Origin of the sequence: Achromobacter sp. NPDC058515, assembly GCF_042721735.1 — a bacterium.
In the GTDB taxonomy this organism is placed as follows: Bacteria; Pseudomonadota; Gammaproteobacteria; order Burkholderiales; family Burkholderiaceae_B; genus Achromobacter.
In genome coordinates this window covers 141944-160238 of the sequence record NZ_JBHXNI010000015.1, presented here as the reverse complement: position 1 = coordinate 160238, position 18295 = coordinate 141944, and the positions used below count along the sequence as shown (strand labels likewise).

The following is an 18295-nucleotide window of genomic DNA, read 5'->3' as shown; positions in this document are numbered from 1 at the left end:
GCAGCTCAAGCTGGAGATCGTCTCACACGGGTGTCAGACACCGGCAGACCGGAGACACCCATGCGAACCAGGTGTCTGACACCCATGAGACCGCGACTCAAGCTGGAGATCGTCTCACACGGGTGTCAGACACCGGCAGACCGGAGACACCCATGCGAACTAGGTGTCTGACACCCATGAGACCGCGGCTCAAGCTGGAGATCGTCTCACACGGGTGTCAGACACCGGCAGACCGGCAGACCAATGACGAGCCCGAAAATTTCGGCTCGCCGCCAATCGCCACTTCAACTCCAGTGCCCGATGGGCGGCGCGGGCGGTGGGCGATCTACGAAGACATGTTGTCTACGCCGCACGCCCATCCACGCAGCCCCTAGTCTCCGCAACCGAACTCAACTCTCACTCCAGCTTGATATTCGCCGTCTTGATCAACTCCCGCCACTTCACGATCTCACCACGAACGAAGTCCCCGAACTGTTCCGGCGTGCCAGGCTTGGGCTCGGCGCCCGCCGCGATCATCGCCTTCGCTGTAGCCGGATCGGACAGCACCTTCACCATGTCGGCGTTCACGCGTTTCACGATGTCGGCCGGCGTGCCCTTGGGCGCCATCACGCCGCTCCACGAGTACGCCTCGTAGCCCGGCAAGCCGGATTCGGCAATCGTCGGCACGTCGGGCAGCATGCTCGAGCGCGTGGGGTTGCCCACGCCCAGCGCGCGCACCTTGCCGCCTTTCAGGTGCGGCACCGCCGACGGGCCGTCGGCGAACATCACCTGCACCTGCCCGCCCAGCAGGTCCTGCATGGCGGGCGCGCTGCCGCGGTAGGGGATGTGCTGGATCCGCACGCCTGCCATCGCGTTGAAGAGCTCCCCGGCCAAATGCGTGCCGCCCCCGGTGCCGGACGAGCTGAACGACAGCTTGCCGGGATTCTCCTTCGCGTAGGCGATGAGTTCGCTGACCGTGTTCACCGGCAGCGACGCGTTCACCACCAGCACGATCGGGAAGACCGCCGCCATGCCGACCGGCACGAAGTCCAGTCCGATGTCGTAGCTGAGGTTGTCGCGCAGGCTGGGCAGCACGGCGTGGTGGATGGATGCGAAAAAGTAGTTGTAGCCGTCGGGCTGGGCCTTGGCCGCGAACTGCGCGCCGACGATGCCGCCCGCGCCGGACTTGTTGTCGACGACGGTGGGGACGGACCACAGCTGGCCCAAGGGCTGCGCCGTGAAGCGCGCGGTGGTGTCGACCGGGCCGCCCGCGGGAAAGGGCACGATGAAGTTCACGGCGTGGTCGGGCCAGGCGGCGGCCCGCGCGGCCGGCGCAAAGAGCGCGGGCAATGCCGCGGCGGCGCAGGCGGCGCCCAGCCCCGCGACGACGCGGCGGCGTTGATGATCGATCATTGCTGTCTCCGGAATCTTGGTGTTATTCACGGTCAAGCTTGAGAACTTCCGCCCGCCGCTCTTATTTATTATTTTCCGAGCGCCCGGATTTGCCGCTACACATTTTCAAAAGCCCCTCTTTCGCGAGGCTCCGGCGTACGATGACCGAACACAAACTGCGCCACGCGCCCTATTGCCCGCGCGCGGCGCGCTGCACGTGCTCGATGAAGCATTCCGCGAAGCTGGGCAGGTCGCGGCCGCGCTGGCGGCACAGCAGGCGGTCGCGCAAGGCCCATTGGTCTTCCAGCTTCAGCACATGCAGGGCGTCGGGGCGGCTGTAGCGCGCCGCGCAGGCGCGCGGCACGACCGCGATGCCCGCGCCCGCCTCCACCATGCGGCAGACGGCTTCGAAGCTGCCCACATGCACCCGCTGGCAGATGCGCTTGCCCAGGCCGCTGGCGATGTCTTCCAGGAAGGTCTGGATAGCGCTGTCGGGGTGGATGCCGACGAACTGGTAGGCGTCGACCAGGTCCACGAAATGGGCGGATGCCTGGGCGGCGAGCGGATGGCTGAGCGAAGTCACCACGGTGAGCTCGTCCCGGAACAGGGGCGTGACGTCCAGTCCTTCGACGTCGATGTTGCCGGCCACCAGCCCGAGATCCCCGGCTCCCGCGCGTATCGCGATGACGATGTCCCCCGATATCTTCTCTTCCAGCTCCACGTCCACGTCAGGGTTTTCCGCGAGGAACGTGGAGAGCGCATCGGCCAGGAAGGAATTGGTGGCCGTGGTGTTGGCCAGCAGCCGCAGGCGCCCCTTCAGGCCGCTGGCATAGGGCTGAAGGTCGGCGTTCAGGCACTCAAGCTGCCGGAAGACGGCGTTGGCGTGCTTGAGCAGCACCTCGCCCGCCGGCGTCAGCGCGACGCCCGTGGCCATGCGCACCAGCAGCCGGGCCTTGAAGGCCTCTTCCATGTGCTTCACGCGGGCGCTTGCCGCGGGCAAGGACAGGAACGTGCGTTCCGCGGCCCGCGTCAGATTGAGGGTGTCACCCACGTTCAGAAACAAACGCAGGTCAGTCAGATCATGTCTCATGTTCCACCACGCAGAAGGGGGGCATTTCTAATTTTGAATTCTTCGAATGCCGGGTCGAATCTACCATGGTGCATTCCCGTCGACCAGACGGGTTGATCCGTAACTGTTTTCCACACGGCGTGCGCGCCGCAGCACAGGAGCCACATTCAATGAGCGGCATCGTTTCCGGAAAGGTAGTGATCGTTACAGGCGCGGGCGGCGGGATCGGCCGCAGCATTGCGCTGGCCATGGCGCAAGCGGGCGCCAAGGTCGTGGTCAACGACATCGGCGTATCGCTCACGGGCGAAGGCGGCGCGCAAGGGCCGGCGCAAGCGGTGGTGAAGGAAATCGCCGAGGCCGGCGGACTGGCGGTGGCCAACACCGACAGCGTGGCCGCGTACGACAGCGCGAGCCGCGTCGTGCAGACCGCGATCGACGCGTTCGGCCGGATCGACGCCGTCATCAACAACGCGGGCAACTTGCGCGACCGGGTTTTCCACAAGATGAGCGAAGAGGAATGGCGTCAGGTGATCGACGTGCATCTGAACGGCTCGTTCTTCATGAGCCGCGCCGCGGCGCCCTATTTCCGCGAGCAGGAGTCCGGCGCCTTCGTGCACATGACGTCCACGTCCGGACTGATCGGCAACTTCGGCCAGGCCAATTACGCGGCCGCCAAGCTCGGCATCGTGGCCTTGTCCAAATCCATCGCCCTGGACATGGCGCGCTACAACGTGCGGTCCAATTGCATCGCTCCCTTCGCATGGAGCCGCATGACCAGCTCGATCCCGGCGCAAACCGATGACGAGAAGGCCCGCGTCGAGAAACTCAAGAAGATGGAAGCCGGCAAGGTCGCGCCCATGGCCGTCTACCTGGCCAGCGACGCGGCCAGCGAGATCACCGCGCAGATCTTTGCGGTGCGCGCCAACGAGATCATGCTGATGAGCCAGCCGCGGCCATTGCGCACCGTGCACCACAGCGAAGGCTGGACGCCGGAGCGCATCGCCGAGATCGCGGTGCCTGCCATGCGCAAGCACTTCTATGCGTTGGAGCGTTCGCCCGACGTCATCGACTGGGACCCCATCTGAGACCGCCATGCCGTTGGACTACGCAACCGTGAAGAACTGGCGCTTTGACGATGTGCGTCAGCGCTACGACCAGAAAGACACCATGCTGTACGCCCTGGGCATCGGCCTGGGCCAGGACCCCGAAGACGCGGGCCAGCTGCGCTACGTGTACGAGAAAGGCCTGCAGGCGTTTCCGACCATGGGCGTGATCCTCGGCTACCCCGGCTTCTGGGTCAGCGATCCACGTGCGGGCATCGACTGGGTGAAGGTGGTGCATGGGGAACAGCGGCTGACGCTGCATGCTCCCCTGCCGGCCTCGGGCTTCGTCACCGGCAAGAGCCGCAACACGCACGTGATCGACAAGGGCGCGGACAAGGGCGCCATCGTCGTCACCGAACGCACGCTGCACGGCGAGGACGGCGCATGCCTGGCCACCTTGCAACAAAGCACGTTCTGCCGCGGCGACGGCGGCTTCGGGCAAGGCGACGCCAGCCCCGAATCCCTGCCCGCCGCGCCCGACGGCGACCCGGAACTGCGCTGCGAACTGCGCATACCGCCCAGCGCGGCGCTGCTGTACCGGCTGAACGCCGACCGCAACCCGCTGCACGCCGATCCCGAGGTCGCGCGCCAGGCGGGCTATCCCCGCCCCATCCTGCACGGGCTGTGCTCGTACGGCGTGGCGGCCCACGCCATCGTCAAGACCTTCTGCGACTACGACGCCGCGCGCCTCACCAGCCTGAACACGCGCTTTTCGGCGCCGGTGTATCCCGGCGAGACGCTGCAGTGCGACATGTGGCGCATGCCGGACGGCCAGATCCGCTTCATCGCCCGCGCCAAGGAACGCGGCATCGTCGTCATGAGCCACGGCACCGCCACGGTGCAATCATGACGCGGCCGCCTCCGCTTGACGGCATCCGCGTGCTGGACCTGTCGCGCATCCTGGCCGGCCCCTGGTGCACGCAGAACTTGGCCGACCTGGGCGCCGACGTCATCAAGATCGAGCGCCCCCGCGTGGGCGACGACACGCGCGCCTGGGGGCCGCCGTTCCTGAAGGACGGCGACGGCCGGGACACCAACGAATCCGCCTACTACCTCAGCGCCAACCGCAACAAGCGCTCGGTCGAGGCCGACATGGCCACCCCCGAAGGCGCGGCGCTGATCCGCGAACTGGCCGCGGTCAGCGACATCCTGGTCGAGAACTTCAAGGTGGGCGGTCTGGCCAAGTACGGGCTGGACTACGACAGCCTGCGCGCCGTCAACCCGAAGCTGATCTACTGCTCGGTCACCGGCTTCGGCCAGGACGGGCCGTTCGCGCAGCGCCCCGGGTACGACTTCATGATCCAGGGCATGGGCGGCCTGATGAGCATTACCGGCGAACGCGACGACCTGCCCGGCGGCGGACCGCAGAAGGCCGGCGTGGCCGTCACCGATATCGTCACGGGCATGTATGCCACCGTCGCGGTGCTGGCGGCCTTGCAGGAGCGCCACCGCAGCGGCCTGGGCCAGCACCTGGACATCGCCTTGCTGGACAGCCATGTGGCGCTGCTGGCCAACCAGAACTCCAACTACTTCAATTCCGGCGTGGCCCCCACGCGTGCCGGCAACGCGCACCAGAACGTGGTGCCCTACCAGGTGTTCGCCGCCAGCGACGGCCACCTGATCGTGGCCACGGGCAACGAATCGCAGTACCGCGCCTACTGCCGCGCCATCGGCGCGCCGGAACTGGGCGACGATCCGCGCTTTGCCACCAACCGGCTGCGCGTCGCGAACCGCGAACTGCTGATCGGCATCCTGGCGGCCATCATGCAGGAAGGCAGGCGCGACGAATGGATCGCCAGGCTGGAAGCCGTGGGCGTGCCTTGCGGACCCATCAACGACATCGCGCAGGCGTTCGCGCATCCGCAGGCGCATGCGCGGCAGTTGCGGCGCGACATGCCGCATCCGGCGGGCGGCGTGGCGCCGGTCACGGCCAGCCCGCTGCGGTTCTCGGCCTCGCCCGTCTTGTATCGGCGCGCGCCGCCGCTGCTGGGCGAGCACACGGAAGAAGTGTTGCGCGACGTGCTGGGGAAGTCCGCGGAGGCGATCGTTTCATTCAAGGCGAGCACGGCGGAGCCCTCGTAGCCGGCGCCCTGCCAGGCAAAAAAATTGGCCGCTGATTCCAGCGGCCAATTTCTTTTCACTTAGGCGACGGCAACCGGGATCTTCCCGATCTTCGCCTGCCATTCCCTGGGTCCGGTCGTATGGACCGAGGTGCCCTTGGCGTCAACCGCCACGGTCACCGGCATGTCCTTCACGTCGAACTCGTAAATGGCTTCCATGCCCAGGTCCGCGAAGCCCAGCACCTTGGCCCCGCGAATCGCCTTGGACACCAGGTAAGCCGCGCCGCCCACGGCCATCAGGTAGGCCGACCCGTGCTTCTTGATGGCCTCGATGGCGACGGGGCCGCGTTCCGACTTGCCGATCATCGAGATCAGGCCCGTCTTCTCCAGCATCATGTCGGTGAACTTGTCCATGCGGGTGGCGGTGGTGGGGCCGGCGGGGCCGACCACTTCGTCGCCCACCGGATCCACCGGGCCCACGTAATAGATCACGCGGTTGGTGAAGTCCACGGGCAGCGGCTCGCCCTTGGCCAGCATGTCCTGGATGCGCTTGTGCGCGGCGTCGCGGCCGGTCAACATCTTGCCCGACAGCAGCAGGGTCTGGCCCGGCGTCCAGCTGGCGACTTCCTCGCGGGTCAGGGTGTTCAGGTCGACCTGCTTGGACTTGTTGTAGTCCGGCGCCCAGTGCACTTCCGGCCATTCGGACAGCGAGGGCGGATCCAGGCGCGCGGGGCCGGAACCGTCGAGTTCGAAGTGCGCGTGGCGGGTGGCCGCGCAGTTCGGGATCATGGCCACGGGCTTGGAAGCCGCGTGCGTCGGGAAGGTGCTGATCTTGACGTCCAGCACGGTGGTCAGGCCGCCCAGGCCCTGCGCGCCGATACCCAGCGCGTTGACCTTCTCGTACAGTTCGATGCGCAGCTCTTCCAGCTTGTTCTGCGGGCCGCGGGCCAGCAGTTCGTACATGTCGATGTCTTCCATCAGCGACTGCTTGGCCATCAGCATGGCTTTCTCGGCGGTGCCGCCGACGCCGATGCCCAGCATGCCCGGGGGGCACCAGCCGGCGCCCATCGTCGGAACGGTCTTGAGCACCCAGTCCACCAGCGAATCGCTGGGGTTCAGCATGGCGAACTTGGACTTGTTTTCCGAACCGCCGCCCTTCGAGGCGAGCTGCACGTCGACCTTGTCGCCCTGGACAAGCTCGACGTGCAGGATACAGGGCGTGTTGTCGCGCGTGTTCTTGCGCGCGAACAGCGGGTCGTCCAGCACCGAGGCGCGCAGGGGATTGTCGGGATTCAGGTAGCCGCGGCGCACGCCTTCGTCGCAAAGCTCTTGCAGGGTGCGCTTGGTGTCAAAGCGCACGCTCATGCCGATCTTCAGGAAGACGTTGACGATGCCGGTGTCCTGGCACAGCGGACGCTTGCCCTCGGCGCACATGCGCGAGTTGGTCAGGATCTGCGCCATCGCGTCGCGCGCGGCAGGGCTTTCCTCGCGCTCGTAGGCGCGCGCCAGGTGGCGGATGTAATCGACGGGGTGGTAGTAGCTGATGAACTGAATGCCATCGGCTATCGACTGGATGAAGTCTTCTTCTTTAATGATGACGGACATGGCGATCTGCGGTCTGGATGGAAAACATGAAAACGTGAAAACGCGGCCGGCAACACCGGCCGCGCGCTTGTGTACAGCCTATTTTATTTGCCTTGCCAGACGGGCTTGCGCTTCTCGGCAAAGGCGGTGGCGCCTTCCTTGGCGTCAGCAGACGTAAAGATGTGCGCGATCAGCGGGCGCTGGCGGTCGAACATGCCTTCCTGCTCCCAGTCGCCGGATTGCGCCACGATGCTCTTGGCGGTCTGCACGGCCATCGGGCCGTTCTCGACGATGGCGCGCGCCAGCTCCAGCGCGCCGGCCAGGGCGCCGCCCGGTTCGGTCAGGCGGTTGACCAGGCCGAAGGCATGGGCGCGCTCGGCGCTCAGCATCTCGCCCGTCAGGATGACTTCCATGGCGATATGGTACGGCAGGCGGCGCGGCAGGCGCAGCAGGCCGCCGGCGCCGGCCACCAGGCCGCGCTTGACTTCGGGCAGGCCGAACTTGGCGTTGCTGGCGGCCACGATCAGGTCGGAGGCCAGCGCCATTTCGCAGCCGCCTGCCAGGGCGTAGCCCTCGACCGCGGCGATCAGCGGCTTCTTGGGCGGCCTTTCGTTCAGGCCGGCGAAGCCGCGGCCTTCCACGTACGGACGCTGACCCGACTTGGCGAAGGCCTTCAGGTCCATGCCCGACGAAAACGTGCCGCCGCCGCCCGTCAGGATGCCGATGCGGACGTCGTCGCGGCTGTCCAGCTGGTCCAGCGCGGCGGCCATGGCCACGGCGGTTTCCAGGTTGATGGCGTTCTTGGCCTCGGGACGGTTGATCGTGATGATCTGGATGCCGTCGGTGACTTCTACCTTGATCAGGTCGGACATGGGGCTGCTCCTTCCGGGAATTTCTCGGAATCGGGTTCCGGGTTTTATATAAGACTGGGTCAGAACGGAATCATACGACCAATGGGCGGCGGGCGCTGCCGCGCCCTCCTGATCAGTATATTCACCACCCCCGGCCTCCCCGGGGCGCGCGGCGGGGGGCCTTGGGCGCCGGCTGCGGGCCGCGCGGCGGGGGTTCCTGGCCTGGCGGCGCATCCCCGGGGACCGCCGCGCCGGTCAATATAGTGACCACCCCGCCGCGGGCATGAAACAAGACCCGGGGCCGCTCTTATAGTGGCCTCCACCCGCAACGCTTCCATCACGAAGAGCCTTCCATGCCCGCAACAACCCATCTGAACTACATCAAGTCGCCCGCGGCCCGCGCCGAGGACAGCGCCAGCGCCATCGAGGATACGGTGCGCGAGATCATTGCGCAGGTGCGCGCCCGCGGCGACGCCGCGGTCCGCGAGTACTCCCTGAAATTCGACGGCAAGGACACGCCCGCGCTGGAGGTCTCGCTTGAGGCGCGGCTGCAGGCCGTCGCCGACCTGGACGAGCAGACCCGCCAGGACACCGAGTTCGCCATCGAGCGCGTCCGCGCCTTCGCCGAGGCCCAGCTGGCGACGGTGCTGCCTCTGGAAATCGAGACGCTGCCCGGGCTGCACCTGGGGCACCGCGTCATTCCGGTGCAGCGCATCGGCGCGTACGTGCCCGGCGGCCGCTATCCGATCCTGTCGGCGCCCGTCATGACGATCGTCCCCGCCAAGGTCGCGGGCTGCGATGAAGTCATCGCCTGCCTGCCGCCGGGCGCCCACCCGGCCATGATCGCCGGCTGCCACCTGTCCGGCGCGGACCGCATCTTCCTGGTGGGCGGCGCCCAGGCTATCGCCGCCATGGCCTGCGGCACCGAATCCATTCCGGCGGTGGACAAGATCGTCGGCCCCGGCAACGCCTACGTCAACGAAGCCAAGCGGCAGGTGTTTGGCGAAGTGGGCATAGACCAGCTGGCGGGCCCGAGCGAGATCTTCGTGGTCGCGGACGAAACCGGCGACGCGGAAATGATCGCCACCGACCTGCTGGCCCAGGCCGAGCACGACGTGCGCACCCGGGTCGGGCTGATCACCACCAGCGAGCAGCTGGCGCGCGACACGCTGCGCGCCGTCGAGCGCCAGTTGCTGGACCTGTCCACCGCGCCCGTGGCCGCGCGCGCCTGGTCCGACTATGGCGAGATCGTGCTTTGCGCGGACGAGGCCGCGATGCTGGCCTACTCCGACTTCGTGGCCGCGGAGCACCTGCAGGTCCATACGCGCGATCCGCAAGCCACGGCCGCCAAACTGCGCAACTACGGCTCGCTGTTCATCGGCACGCTGGCCAGCGTGGTGTACTCGGACAAATGCTGCGGCACGAACCACACCCTGCCCACGATGCGGGCGGGCCGGTACACCGGAGGGCTGTGGGTCGGATCGTTCCTGAAGATCTGCACGCACCAGTGGCTTGATCCGCGAGGCGTCGCCGCCGTGGCGCCGCCGGCGGAGCGCCAGAGCCGCACCGAAGGCATGGAAGGACACCGCCGCGCCGCCGCGCTGCGCATGGGTTGAACCCGAGGCGCCGCCGAGCCCGGACCGCTCGGCGGCCGCCCATTCCAACGAATCGTCCAACAGGGGAAAAAACAATGAAACTCGGCATCATCATCAGCGCGCTGGCGGTCTTGGGCGCCGGCCTGACGGCGCCCGCCCAGGCCCAGCAACCCTATCCATCGCGGCCGATCAAGCTGGTCGTGGCCTTCCCGCCCGGCGGCACCACGGACGTGCTGGCGCGCACCATCGCCGATCCGCTGGGCAAGCTGCTCAAGCAGACCGTCGTCGTGGAAAACCGCAATGGCGCGGCCGGCCGGATCGGCAGCGAGTACGTCATCCGCGCCGACCCCGACGGCTACACCCTGGGCATCGCCACGGTCAGTTCGCACGCGGTGACCCCTGTCGTCTACGACAACATCTCGTACGACGTGACGCGCGACCTGGCGCCGATCACCAAGCTCGCTTCGGTGCCCAACGTCCTGACCATCGGCCCCGCGGTGCCGGCCACCGACATGGCCTCCTTCGTCAAGCTGCTCAAGAGCAAGCCCAACGCCTATACCTATGGTTCCGCCGGCGCGGGCTCCGAGGCCAACATGATGGGCGAGCTCTTCAAGCTCAGCACGGGCACCGAGATGATGCACGTGCCATACCGGGGCTCCAGCCCCGCGCTGCAGGATGCCCTGGGCGGCCAGATCGCCGCGGTGTTCGACAATCTGCCTTCGTCGCTGCCCTTCATCCGCAGCGGCGACCTGAAGGCGCTGGCGGTCGCCTACCCGCAGCGCATCGAGGCCCTGCCCGATGTGCCGACGTTCGCCGAGGCGGGCATCCCCGAGGTCAACGATGCATCGTGGTTTGGCCTGGTGGCCCCCAGGAACACGCCGCCCGCCGTCGTGCAGCAGCTCTACCAGGCGGTGGCCGAGGTTCTCGCCATGCCGGACGTGAAGGAAAAGCTGGCGGGATTCTCGGCGGTGCCGGTGGGCAATCCGCCCGCGGAGTTCGCCGCCCAACTCAAGGCCGAGATCGACAAGCAGCGCGCGACGGCGCAACGCGCCAACATCAGCCTGAAGTAGATTCCCGGGCCGGGACGGCCCGCCATTCGGAGACACATACATGCCTGCCCGCTACCGCATCCTGGTGGGACAACTATTCCAGGAAACGCACGGCTTCACCCCGGTGAACACCCCCTTGTCGGCGTTCGAGATCGAACGGGGCCGGGCGATGCTGAGCGCCAACGCCGGCGCCGACTCGGTGCTGGGGGGCATCCTGCGCGCGCTGCAGGCGCATGGCTGCGAAGCCGTTCCGACGCTCGCCGCGCGCGCCCGGCCCGGCGGCCGGGTCGAAGACAGCGCCTACGCGGTGCTGCGCGAAGGCATCCTGGAAGGGGCATCGGCGGGCGGTTTCGACGCGATCGCGCTATGCCTGCACGGATGCATGCAGACCGTCGGCCTGGACAGCGCGGAAGCCGATCTCCTGGCCGGGCTGCGCGCCATCGTCGGGCCCGACATGCCCATCGTCGCCGGGTTCGACCTGCATGCTCATGCCGTGCCCGCCCTGCTGGGTCAACTGGACTTCGCCTCGGCCTACAAGACCAATCCGCATGCCGACGCCGCCGAGACGGGGCTGCGGGTGGCCGGGCAGCTGCTGCACATGCTGGACACCGGCCAGCGTCCCGCGGGGGTCAGCGTCCTGGTGCCGATGCTGACCCGGGGCAACGACGAAACCTCGCACGGTCCGCTCGCGCAGCTGCATGCGCGGGCCCTGGCGGCCGCGCAGGCCGCAGACGTCCTGGACGTCTCCATCTTCAACGTCAACCCTTTCATCGACGGCGCGGGCGTCGGGCAGACCGTCCTGGCGTATGCGCGGACCGCCGCCGGGCTGCCCCGGGCGCGGGCGATCGCCACGGAGCTCGCCCAGGCCCTGTGGGACGCGCGCGGGGACTTTGTCCACGACCTGCCGGACGTCGACGCGCTGCTTGCACGCCACGCGGGATCTTCCCGCAGGCTGATCGTCGGCGACTTCGGCGACCGCGTGCTGGCGGGCGGGCCGGGCGACAGCCTGCATGTGCTCCAGCGCGCGCTCGCCCTGACCCCGGGGCGCATCGCCGCCATCGTCACCGATCCCGCCGCGTTGCGCCTGTGCCAGCAGGCGGGCGCGGGCGCTCAGGTGAACCTGCGGGCCGGCGGACTCTACAGCGTGGATTGCCAGCCCCTGGCCGTGTCCGGCCGGGTCGCCGCCCTGGGCAACGGCGTCTTCCGCAACCGCGGCGCGTTCATGCGCGGCGCCACGCTGCGGCTGGGGCCCCATGCCGTGCTTCACAACGACCGCTACGACCTGCTGATCACGCAGGACGCGGTCATGTCGCAGGACCCGGGCTGCTACCTGGATGCCGGCATCGACCTGGACGCCGTGGACCTGATCGTGGTGAAGTCCGGCTATCACTTCAAGCTGGCCTTCGCCGACATGGGCGACTGCGCTTGCGCCGAAACGCCCGGACTGACCGGCTACCACCCCGAGCGGCTGCCCTTCGACCTGGCCAGGCCGCTCTACCCGCTCGACGCCCCCGCGTACCGTCCCCGAATAACCGAACTCCGCCCGCCACGGACTGCCGCCGGGTGACCGCCGCTCGTGTATCCTGCATGGCGGAACGACCGCCGGTCCGGTGACCGGTCCGCGAGGGAGGAGACACGATGCCGAGAATCGGCGCAGACATCAGGGAATTACGCCGCCGCCGCGGCCTGGGCATACGCGAAGTCGCCCAGCGCTCGGGCGTATCGCACGCATCGATCTCGCTGATCGAGCGCGACAAGATCAGTCCGTCGCTCGACACGCTGGCGGCGGTGCTGGACGCCCTGGGCACCACCATCGTCGGATTTTTCTCGAACAGCCGGCTGCTGGTCGCCGAATCGCCCTTCTACACGCCCGAGGACCTGCCGGAGATCGGCAATCCCAATGCCATTTCCTACCGCATGATAGGAAGCCGCTTCGCCAACCGGGCCATGCTGATGATGCAGGAACGCTACCTGCCCGGGGCCGACACCGGCGAGCTGTTCAGCCACCCGGCCCAGGAGGCCGGGCTGGTGCTGGCCGGGGCGGTGGAGGTCACCGTGGGGGACAAAACCCGGGTGCTGCAGGCGGGCGACTCCTACTACTTCGACAGCCGGGTGCCGCACCGCTTTCGCAACGTCCACGACGGCCCCAGCGAAATCGTCAGCGCGGTCACGCCCCCGACCTACTAGGCCCCTTCGGGACGCGCCGCCCGGGGCCAGTTAAAATGCCAGGTTTCCCACGCCCAGGGCAGCCCTTGCCCGGCGGCCGAATTCCAAGAATCCTATGCTCACCTTTCAGCAAATCATCCTTACGCTCCAGGAATACTGGGACAAACAGGGTTGCGCCCTGCTGCAACCCTACGACATGGAAGTCGGCGCCGGCACCTCGCATACGGCCACGTTCCTGCGCGCAATCGGCCCGGAGCCGTGGCGCGCCGCCTACGTGCAGCCCTCGCGCCGTCCCAAGGATGGCCGCTACGGCGAAAACCCCAACCGCCTGCAACACTATTACCAGTACCAGGTCGTGCTGAAGCCGGCGCCCCCGGAAATCCTGGATCTCTACATCGGTTCGCTCAAGGCGCTGGGCATCGACCCCACGCAGCACGACATCCGCTTTGTCGAGGACGACTGGGAAAACCCCACGCTCGGCGCCTGGGGCCTGGGCTGGGAAGTCTGGCTCAACGGCATGGAAGTCACGCAGTTCACCTACTTCCAGCAGGTCGGCGGCCTGGATTGCACGCCGACCACCGGCGAAATCACCTACGGACTGGAACGCCTGGCCATGTACCTGCAGGACGTGGAAAGCGTCTACGACCTGGTCTGGACCGAAGGCGCCAACGGCAATCGCGTGCTGTACCGCGACGTGTTCCACCAGAACGAGGTGGAGCAGTCCACCTACAACTTCGAGCATTCGTCCGCCGAGATGCTGTTCTCGCACTTCAATGACTACGAAAACGAGGCCAAGCGCCTGATGGACGTGCCGCTGGCGCTGCCGGCCTACGAGGCCGCGCTGAAGGCCGCGCACACGTTCAACATGCTGGACGCGCGCGGCGCGATCAGCGTCACCGAGCGCGCCGCCTACATCGGCCGCATCCGCAACCTGTCGCGCGCCGTCGCGCAGGCTTACTACGATTCCCGCGAACGACTGGGCTTTCCCATGCTGGGCCGCGACAAGGCCGCCGGGGAGGCTGCATAAATGACGACGAACATCCGCCCGCTGCTGGTCGAACTGCTGACCGAAGAACTTCCGCCCAAGGCCCTGCAAAAGCTGGGCCAGGCCTACGCCGAAGGCGTGCGCGCCACGCTGGACCGCCACGGCCTGCTGGCCCGGGGCTGCGCCGTGACCGCGTATTCGACGCCGCGCCGCCTGGCCGTCCACCTGTCCGCCGTGCTGGCGCAGGCGCCCGACCAGCCCTACGCCGAAAAGCTGATGCCCGTGAAGATCGGCCTGACCGAAGACGGCAAGGCCACGCCGGCGCTGCAGAAGAAGCTGGCCGCCAAGGGCCTGGAAAACATCGACCTGTCCACGCTGGACCGCGAATCGGACGGCAAGCAAGACTACCTGGTCGCGCGCGGCACCGCCGCCGGCGCCCTGCTGGCCGCCGGCCTGCAGGAAGGCATCGATGCCGCCATCGACGGCCTGCCCATTCCCAAGGTCATGCGCTACCAATTGGCCGACGGCGTCACCACCGTGAAGTTCGTGCGCCCGGCGCACGGCCTGGTCGCCCTGTTCGGCGCCGACGTGGTGCCGGTGTCGGCGCTGGGCCTGTCGGCCGGCCGCGACACGCTGGGCCACCGCTTCATGAGCCAGGGCCCGGTCTCGTTCGCCGACGCCGACTCCTACGCCGCCACGCTGGCTGAAAAGGGCCGCGTCGTGGCCTCGTTCGAAGGCCGCCGCGACGAGATCCAGCGCCAGCTGCTGGACCACGCCGGCCGCCTGTCCGCCACCCTGGGCGACGATCCCGAAGTGGCCGCGCTGCTGGACGAAGTCACCGCGCTGGTCGAACACCCCGCCGTCTACGTGGGCCAGTTCGAAGAGCAGTTCCTGCAAGTGCCGCAGGAGTGCCTGATCCTGACGATGCGGCTGAACCAGAAGTACTTTCCGCTGTTCGACCCTGCCACCGGCCGCCTGACGCACCGCTTCCTGATCGTGAGCAACATGCACACGGACAATCCGGTGAATATCGTCGAAGGCAACCAGCGCGTGGTGCGCCCGCGCCTGGCCGACGCGCAGTTCTTCTTCGAGACCGACCGCAAGACGCCGCTGGCCGCGCGTGTCGAACAGCTGGGCTCCATCGTCTATCACAACAAGCTGGGCACCCAGCTCGAACGCGTGGAGCGCGTGCGCGCCATCGCCCGCGGCGTGGCCGGACAGCTGGGCGGCGACGTTTCCGCCGCGGACCGCGCCGCCATGCTGGCCAAGGCCGACCTGGGCTCCAACATGGTGGGCGAATTCCCCGAGCTGCAGGGCATCATGGGCGCGTACTACGCGGCCGGCGACGGCGAGCCCGACAGCGTCGTGCAGGCCCTGCGCGGCCAGTACCGCAACCGCTATGACGCGCCGGTCACGCAAGACACCCTCACCGCCGCTACGCTGTTCATCGCCGAACGCGTGGAAACGCTGGTCGGCATCTGGGCCATCGGCCTGGCCCCCACCGGCGAGCGCGACCCCTTCGGCCTGCGCCGCGCGGCGCTGGGCCTGATCAGCGCGTTCGAGCAGTTGGCCGCGGGCGGCTGGCTGAAGATCAGCCAGGACGGCCCGCTGTCCCTGAACGGCCTGCTGGAACTGGCCGCCGGCACCTTCCCGGCGGGCAAGATCCCGGCCGACACGCTGCCCGAAGTCCGCGCCTTCATCTACGAACGCTATCGCAACCAGCTCATCAACGACTTCGACCGCAACGCGGTGGAAGCCGTGATCGCGCTGACCCCGCCGCTGCACCAGGTGGCCGAACGCGTGCGCGCCGCCGCGGCGTTTGCGCAGTTGCCCGAGGCGGCCAGCCTGGCAGCCGCCAACAAGCGCATCGGCAACCTGCTGAAGAAAGCCGAAGGCGAGATCGGCGCGGTGAACGACGGCGCGCTGGTGGAACCCGCGGAAAAGGCCCTGGCCGCCGCCGTGTCCGCGCTGCGCCCGAAGGCCGAGGCGCAACTGGCCGCGGGCGACTTCGCCGGCAGCCTGTCCACGCTGGCCCAGGCCCGCGAACCCGTGGATGCCTTCTTTGCCGACGTCATGGTCATGGCCGAAGACCCGGCCGTGCGCGCCAACCGGCTGGCTCTGCTGAGCCAGCTGCATGGCCTGATGAACCAGGTGGCCGACATTTCCAGGCTCGCACAGTGAAACTGATCATCCTCGACCGCGACGGCGTCATCAACCAGGACAGCGATTCGTTCGTCAAGAACCCCGACGAATGGATCGCCCTGCCGGGCAGCCTGCAGGCCATCGCGCGCCTGACGCAGGCGGGCTGGCGAGTAGTGGTCGCCACCAACCAGTCCGGCCTCGCGCGCGGCCTGTTCGACATGGACACGCTGACCGCCATCCACACCAAGATGCGGCGCGAGCTGGCCGCGGCGGGCGGCAGCATCGACGCCGTGTTCATGTGCCCGCACGGCCCCGACGACAACTGCGCCTGCCGCAAGCCGCGTCCGGGCATGTTCGAGCAGATCGGCCACCGGTACGACGTTGCCCTGGCCGGCGTGCCGGCGGTGGGCGATTCGCTGCGCGACCTGCAAGCGTCCTCGTCCGTGGGCTGCTCGCCCTGGCTGGTGCTGACGGGCAACGGCAGGAAGACGCTGGCCAAGGGCGGCCTGCCCGACAACACGCGCGTGTGCGATGACCTGTCGGCCGTAGCCGACGCCCTGCTCCAGGACAATTGACCCGATGGCCCGGCTACGCTCGTTGCTGTATTTTTTGTTCCTGGCCGTCACGGTCATCCCCTACGCCTTCGCCTGCATCCTCTGGGCCCCGCTGCCGCTGCACTGGCGCTACAAGCTGACCGTCGGCTGGCCGCGCCTGGCCATCTGGGGCGCCAAGGTCTTCTGCGGCATCCGCTGGCAGGTCAAGGGCTGGGAAAACCTGCCCGACGGCCCGGCCGTCCTGCTGTCCAAGCACCAATCGGCCTGGGAAACGCTGTTCTTCCCGGCCTACATGCCGCGCGAAGTCTGCTTCGTCTACAAGAAAGAGCTGCACATGGTGCCGTTCTTCGGATGGGGACTGGCGCTGCTGCGCATGATCGCCATCGACCGCTCCAAGGGCCGCGACGCGTTCGAACAGGTGGTCAAGCAGGGCCAGACCCGGCTGGACGAAGGCCGCTGGCCCCTGCTGTTCCCCGAAGGCACCCGCGTGCCGCCGGGCAAGACGGGGCGCTTCAAGCTGGGCGGCGCGCTGCTGGCCTCGCGCACCGGCGCGGCCGTCATACCCGTGGCGCATAACGCCGGCGAGTGCTGGCGGCGCAACGCTTTCGTGAAATATCCCGGCCTGGTCACCCTGTCGATCGGTCCCGCGATAGAATCCAAGGGACTCTCCCCCGAGGAACTGAACCAGAAGGTTCAGGACTGGATCGAAGGGGAAATGCGGCGTCTCAACCCTGAAAGGTATGTCTAGCACTGATCAGCTCGAACTCCTGTTCGGCATGCAGGAAGACGACGCGCCCACGGGCGCGTCGCCGCTGATCGCCGCGCCGAAGCGCCCGGCCGCGCCCAGGCCGGCTGCCCCCAAGGCGCCGGCTACCCGGCCGGATACCCCCCGCCCGGTCGCGCCCGCCAATCTCTTTCCCGACGCCTCCCCGGCTGCCGCCCCCGCGGGCGAGCCGCTGCTGACGCTGTCGCCCAACGCCGCGTCCCGCGTTCCCACGCCCTGCCCCGACCCGCTGCCCCCCGGCGCGCGCTGGCGCGAGGTGCCGACCGAACAGCAGCCCATCGGCTTCGTACTGCTGCGCTCGCGCCGCCGCAGCATCGGCTTCGTGATCACCGACGACGGCTTGCGCGTCACCGCGCCCAACTGGGTGACGCTGACGCAGATCGACGACGCGGTGCGCGAAAAGTCCCGCTGGATACTGGCCAAGCTGCGCGAGTGGCACGCCCGCAAGCAGCAGCTGGCCATGGCGCACACGCGCTGGCAGGCCGGCGGCGAACTCCCCTATCTGGGCCGCCGCATCCTCATCGGAGTGGGCGGCGAAAGCCGCCAGGCCTTTCTGTCCGGCGACGCGGAAGCGCCGCAAGACGGCGACACCCTCTGGCTGGCGCTGCCCTCCCACGCGGACCAGGGCCGCATCCGCGATTCGGCGCAGGCCTGGCTGCAGCAGCGCGCGGGCGCCTGGTTCGGCGCGCGGCTGGCGCACTTCCTGCAGATCAGCGGGCTGAAGATCCGGCGCTGGCGCCTGTCGTCGGCCGCCACGCGCTGGGGCTCCTGCACCAGCGACGGCAACATCATGCTGAACTGGCGCCTGATCCATTTCGCGCCCGCCATCATCGATTACGTCATCGCGCACGAGCTTGCCCATCTGCGCGAGATGAACCACAGTCAGGACTTCTGGCGCGAAGTGGGCCAGATCCTGCCCGACTTCGAAGACGCCAAGAACATCCTGCGGCGTCACGATCCCGCTTCCCTGCCTCAGTTCTGA

Annotated in this window: 16 protein-coding genes; 12 read left to right on the top strand and 4 right to left on the bottom strand. The window is 68.1% G+C overall.

Features of this window, described 5'->3' with window-relative positions; genetic code table 11:
- Nucleotides 1-396: 396 nt before the first annotated feature.
- Nucleotides 397-1392: a tripartite tricarboxylate transporter substrate binding protein gene (locus ACFWP0_RS23410; protein ID WP_377846133.1), complete on the bottom strand. Its 996-nt coding sequence runs from the start codon at nucleotides 1390-1392 to the stop codon at nucleotides 397-399.
- Between the two features lie 169 nt (nucleotides 1393-1561).
- Complete coding sequence (locus tag ACFWP0_RS23405; RefSeq protein WP_377846131.1) at nucleotides 1562-2461, bottom strand: LysR substrate-binding domain-containing protein; 900 nt, start codon at nucleotides 2459-2461, stop codon at nucleotides 1562-1564.
- A gap of 149 nt (nucleotides 2462-2610) precedes the next feature.
- Here ACFWP0_RS23405 and ACFWP0_RS23400 point away from each other — a divergent pair, with 149 nt between their 5' ends.
- From ACFWP0_RS23400 to ACFWP0_RS23390, 3 genes are read left to right on the top strand one after another with little or no spacing between them, the layout of a single operon-like run.
- Nucleotides 2611-3525 (top strand): SDR family NAD(P)-dependent oxidoreductase, encoded by a 915-nt coding sequence (locus ACFWP0_RS23400; RefSeq protein ID WP_377846130.1) that lies wholly within the window; start codon nucleotides 2611-2613, stop codon nucleotides 3523-3525.
- Nucleotides 3526-3532: 7 nt separating this feature from the next.
- The gene (locus tag ACFWP0_RS23395; protein ID WP_377846129.1) at nucleotides 3533-4393 is read left to right on the top strand and encodes a MaoC/PaaZ C-terminal domain-containing protein; all 861 of its coding nucleotides are present in this window, start codon (nucleotides 3533-3535) and stop codon (nucleotides 4391-4393) included.
- Entirely contained in the window at nucleotides 4390-5625 is a 1236-nt protein-coding gene (locus ACFWP0_RS23390) for a CaiB/BaiF CoA transferase family protein (protein WP_377846127.1), read from the top strand. Before ACFWP0_RS23395 ends, ACFWP0_RS23390 begins: the two co-directional genes overlap by 4 nt.
- 59 nt (nucleotides 5626-5684) lie before the next feature.
- On the opposite strand, the gene ACFWP0_RS23385 is transcribed toward ACFWP0_RS23390, so the two are convergent.
- Both ACFWP0_RS23385 and ACFWP0_RS23380 read right to left on the bottom strand, forming a co-directional pair.
- Nucleotides 5685-7208, bottom strand: a complete 1524-nt coding sequence (locus ACFWP0_RS23385) for a fumarate hydratase (protein WP_377846125.1) — start codon at nucleotides 7206-7208, stop codon at nucleotides 5685-5687.
- 83 nt (nucleotides 7209-7291) lie between these two features.
- Nucleotides 7292-8059 (bottom strand): crotonase/enoyl-CoA hydratase family protein, encoded by a 768-nt coding sequence (locus tag ACFWP0_RS23380; RefSeq protein ID WP_377846123.1) that lies wholly within the window; start codon nucleotides 8057-8059, stop codon nucleotides 7292-7294.
- A 332-nt stretch (nucleotides 8060-8391) separates the two neighbouring features.
- Between ACFWP0_RS23380 and hisD the strand changes: the two genes are divergently transcribed.
- The 9 genes from hisD to ACFWP0_RS23335 all read left to right on the top strand — a co-directional run bounded on the left by hisD (nucleotide 8392) and on the right by ACFWP0_RS23335 (nucleotide 18295).
- Nucleotides 8392-9654, top strand: coding sequence for a histidinol dehydrogenase (gene hisD, locus ACFWP0_RS23375; protein WP_377846121.1), 1263 nt, complete (start codon nucleotides 8392-8394; stop codon nucleotides 9652-9654).
- A 74-nt stretch (nucleotides 9655-9728) separates the two neighbouring features.
- A complete protein-coding gene (locus tag ACFWP0_RS23370; RefSeq protein WP_377846119.1) occupies nucleotides 9729-10703 on the top strand; it encodes a Bug family tripartite tricarboxylate transporter substrate binding protein in 975 nt (324 codons plus the stop codon).
- A gap of 40 nt (nucleotides 10704-10743) precedes the next feature.
- On the top strand, nucleotides 10744-12249 hold the full coding sequence (locus ACFWP0_RS23365) for a M81 family metallopeptidase (protein WP_377846117.1): 1506 nt from the start codon (nucleotides 10744-10746) through the stop codon (nucleotides 12247-12249).
- A 71-nt stretch (nucleotides 12250-12320) separates the two neighbouring features.
- Nucleotides 12321-12869: a cupin domain-containing protein gene (locus tag ACFWP0_RS23360; RefSeq protein WP_377846116.1), complete on the top strand. Its 549-nt coding sequence runs from the start codon at nucleotides 12321-12323 to the stop codon at nucleotides 12867-12869.
- 94 nt (nucleotides 12870-12963) lie between these two features.
- Complete coding sequence (gene glyQ / locus ACFWP0_RS23355; RefSeq protein WP_171661727.1) at nucleotides 12964-13875, top strand: glycine--tRNA ligase subunit alpha; 912 nt, start codon at nucleotides 12964-12966, stop codon at nucleotides 13873-13875.
- On the top strand, nucleotides 13876-16014 hold the full coding sequence (glyS, locus tag ACFWP0_RS23350; RefSeq protein WP_377846114.1) for a glycine--tRNA ligase subunit beta: 2139 nt from the start codon (nucleotides 13876-13878) through the stop codon (nucleotides 16012-16014). It abuts the gene before it with no gap.
- Nucleotides 16011-16550, top strand: a complete 540-nt coding sequence (gene gmhB / locus ACFWP0_RS23345; protein ID WP_377846112.1) for a D-glycero-beta-D-manno-heptose 1,7-bisphosphate 7-phosphatase — start codon at nucleotides 16011-16013, stop codon at nucleotides 16548-16550. Before glyS ends, gmhB begins: the two co-directional genes overlap by 4 nt.
- A 4-nt stretch (nucleotides 16551-16554) precedes the next feature.
- Nucleotides 16555-17277 (top strand): lysophospholipid acyltransferase family protein, encoded by a 723-nt coding sequence (locus ACFWP0_RS23340; RefSeq protein WP_377846110.1) that lies wholly within the window; start codon nucleotides 16555-16557, stop codon nucleotides 17275-17277.
- Nucleotides 17270-18295, top strand: coding sequence for a M48 family metallopeptidase (locus ACFWP0_RS23335; protein WP_377846108.1), 1026 nt, complete (start codon nucleotides 17270-17272; stop codon nucleotides 18293-18295). The genes ACFWP0_RS23340 and ACFWP0_RS23335 overlap by 8 nt, the downstream gene beginning before the upstream one ends.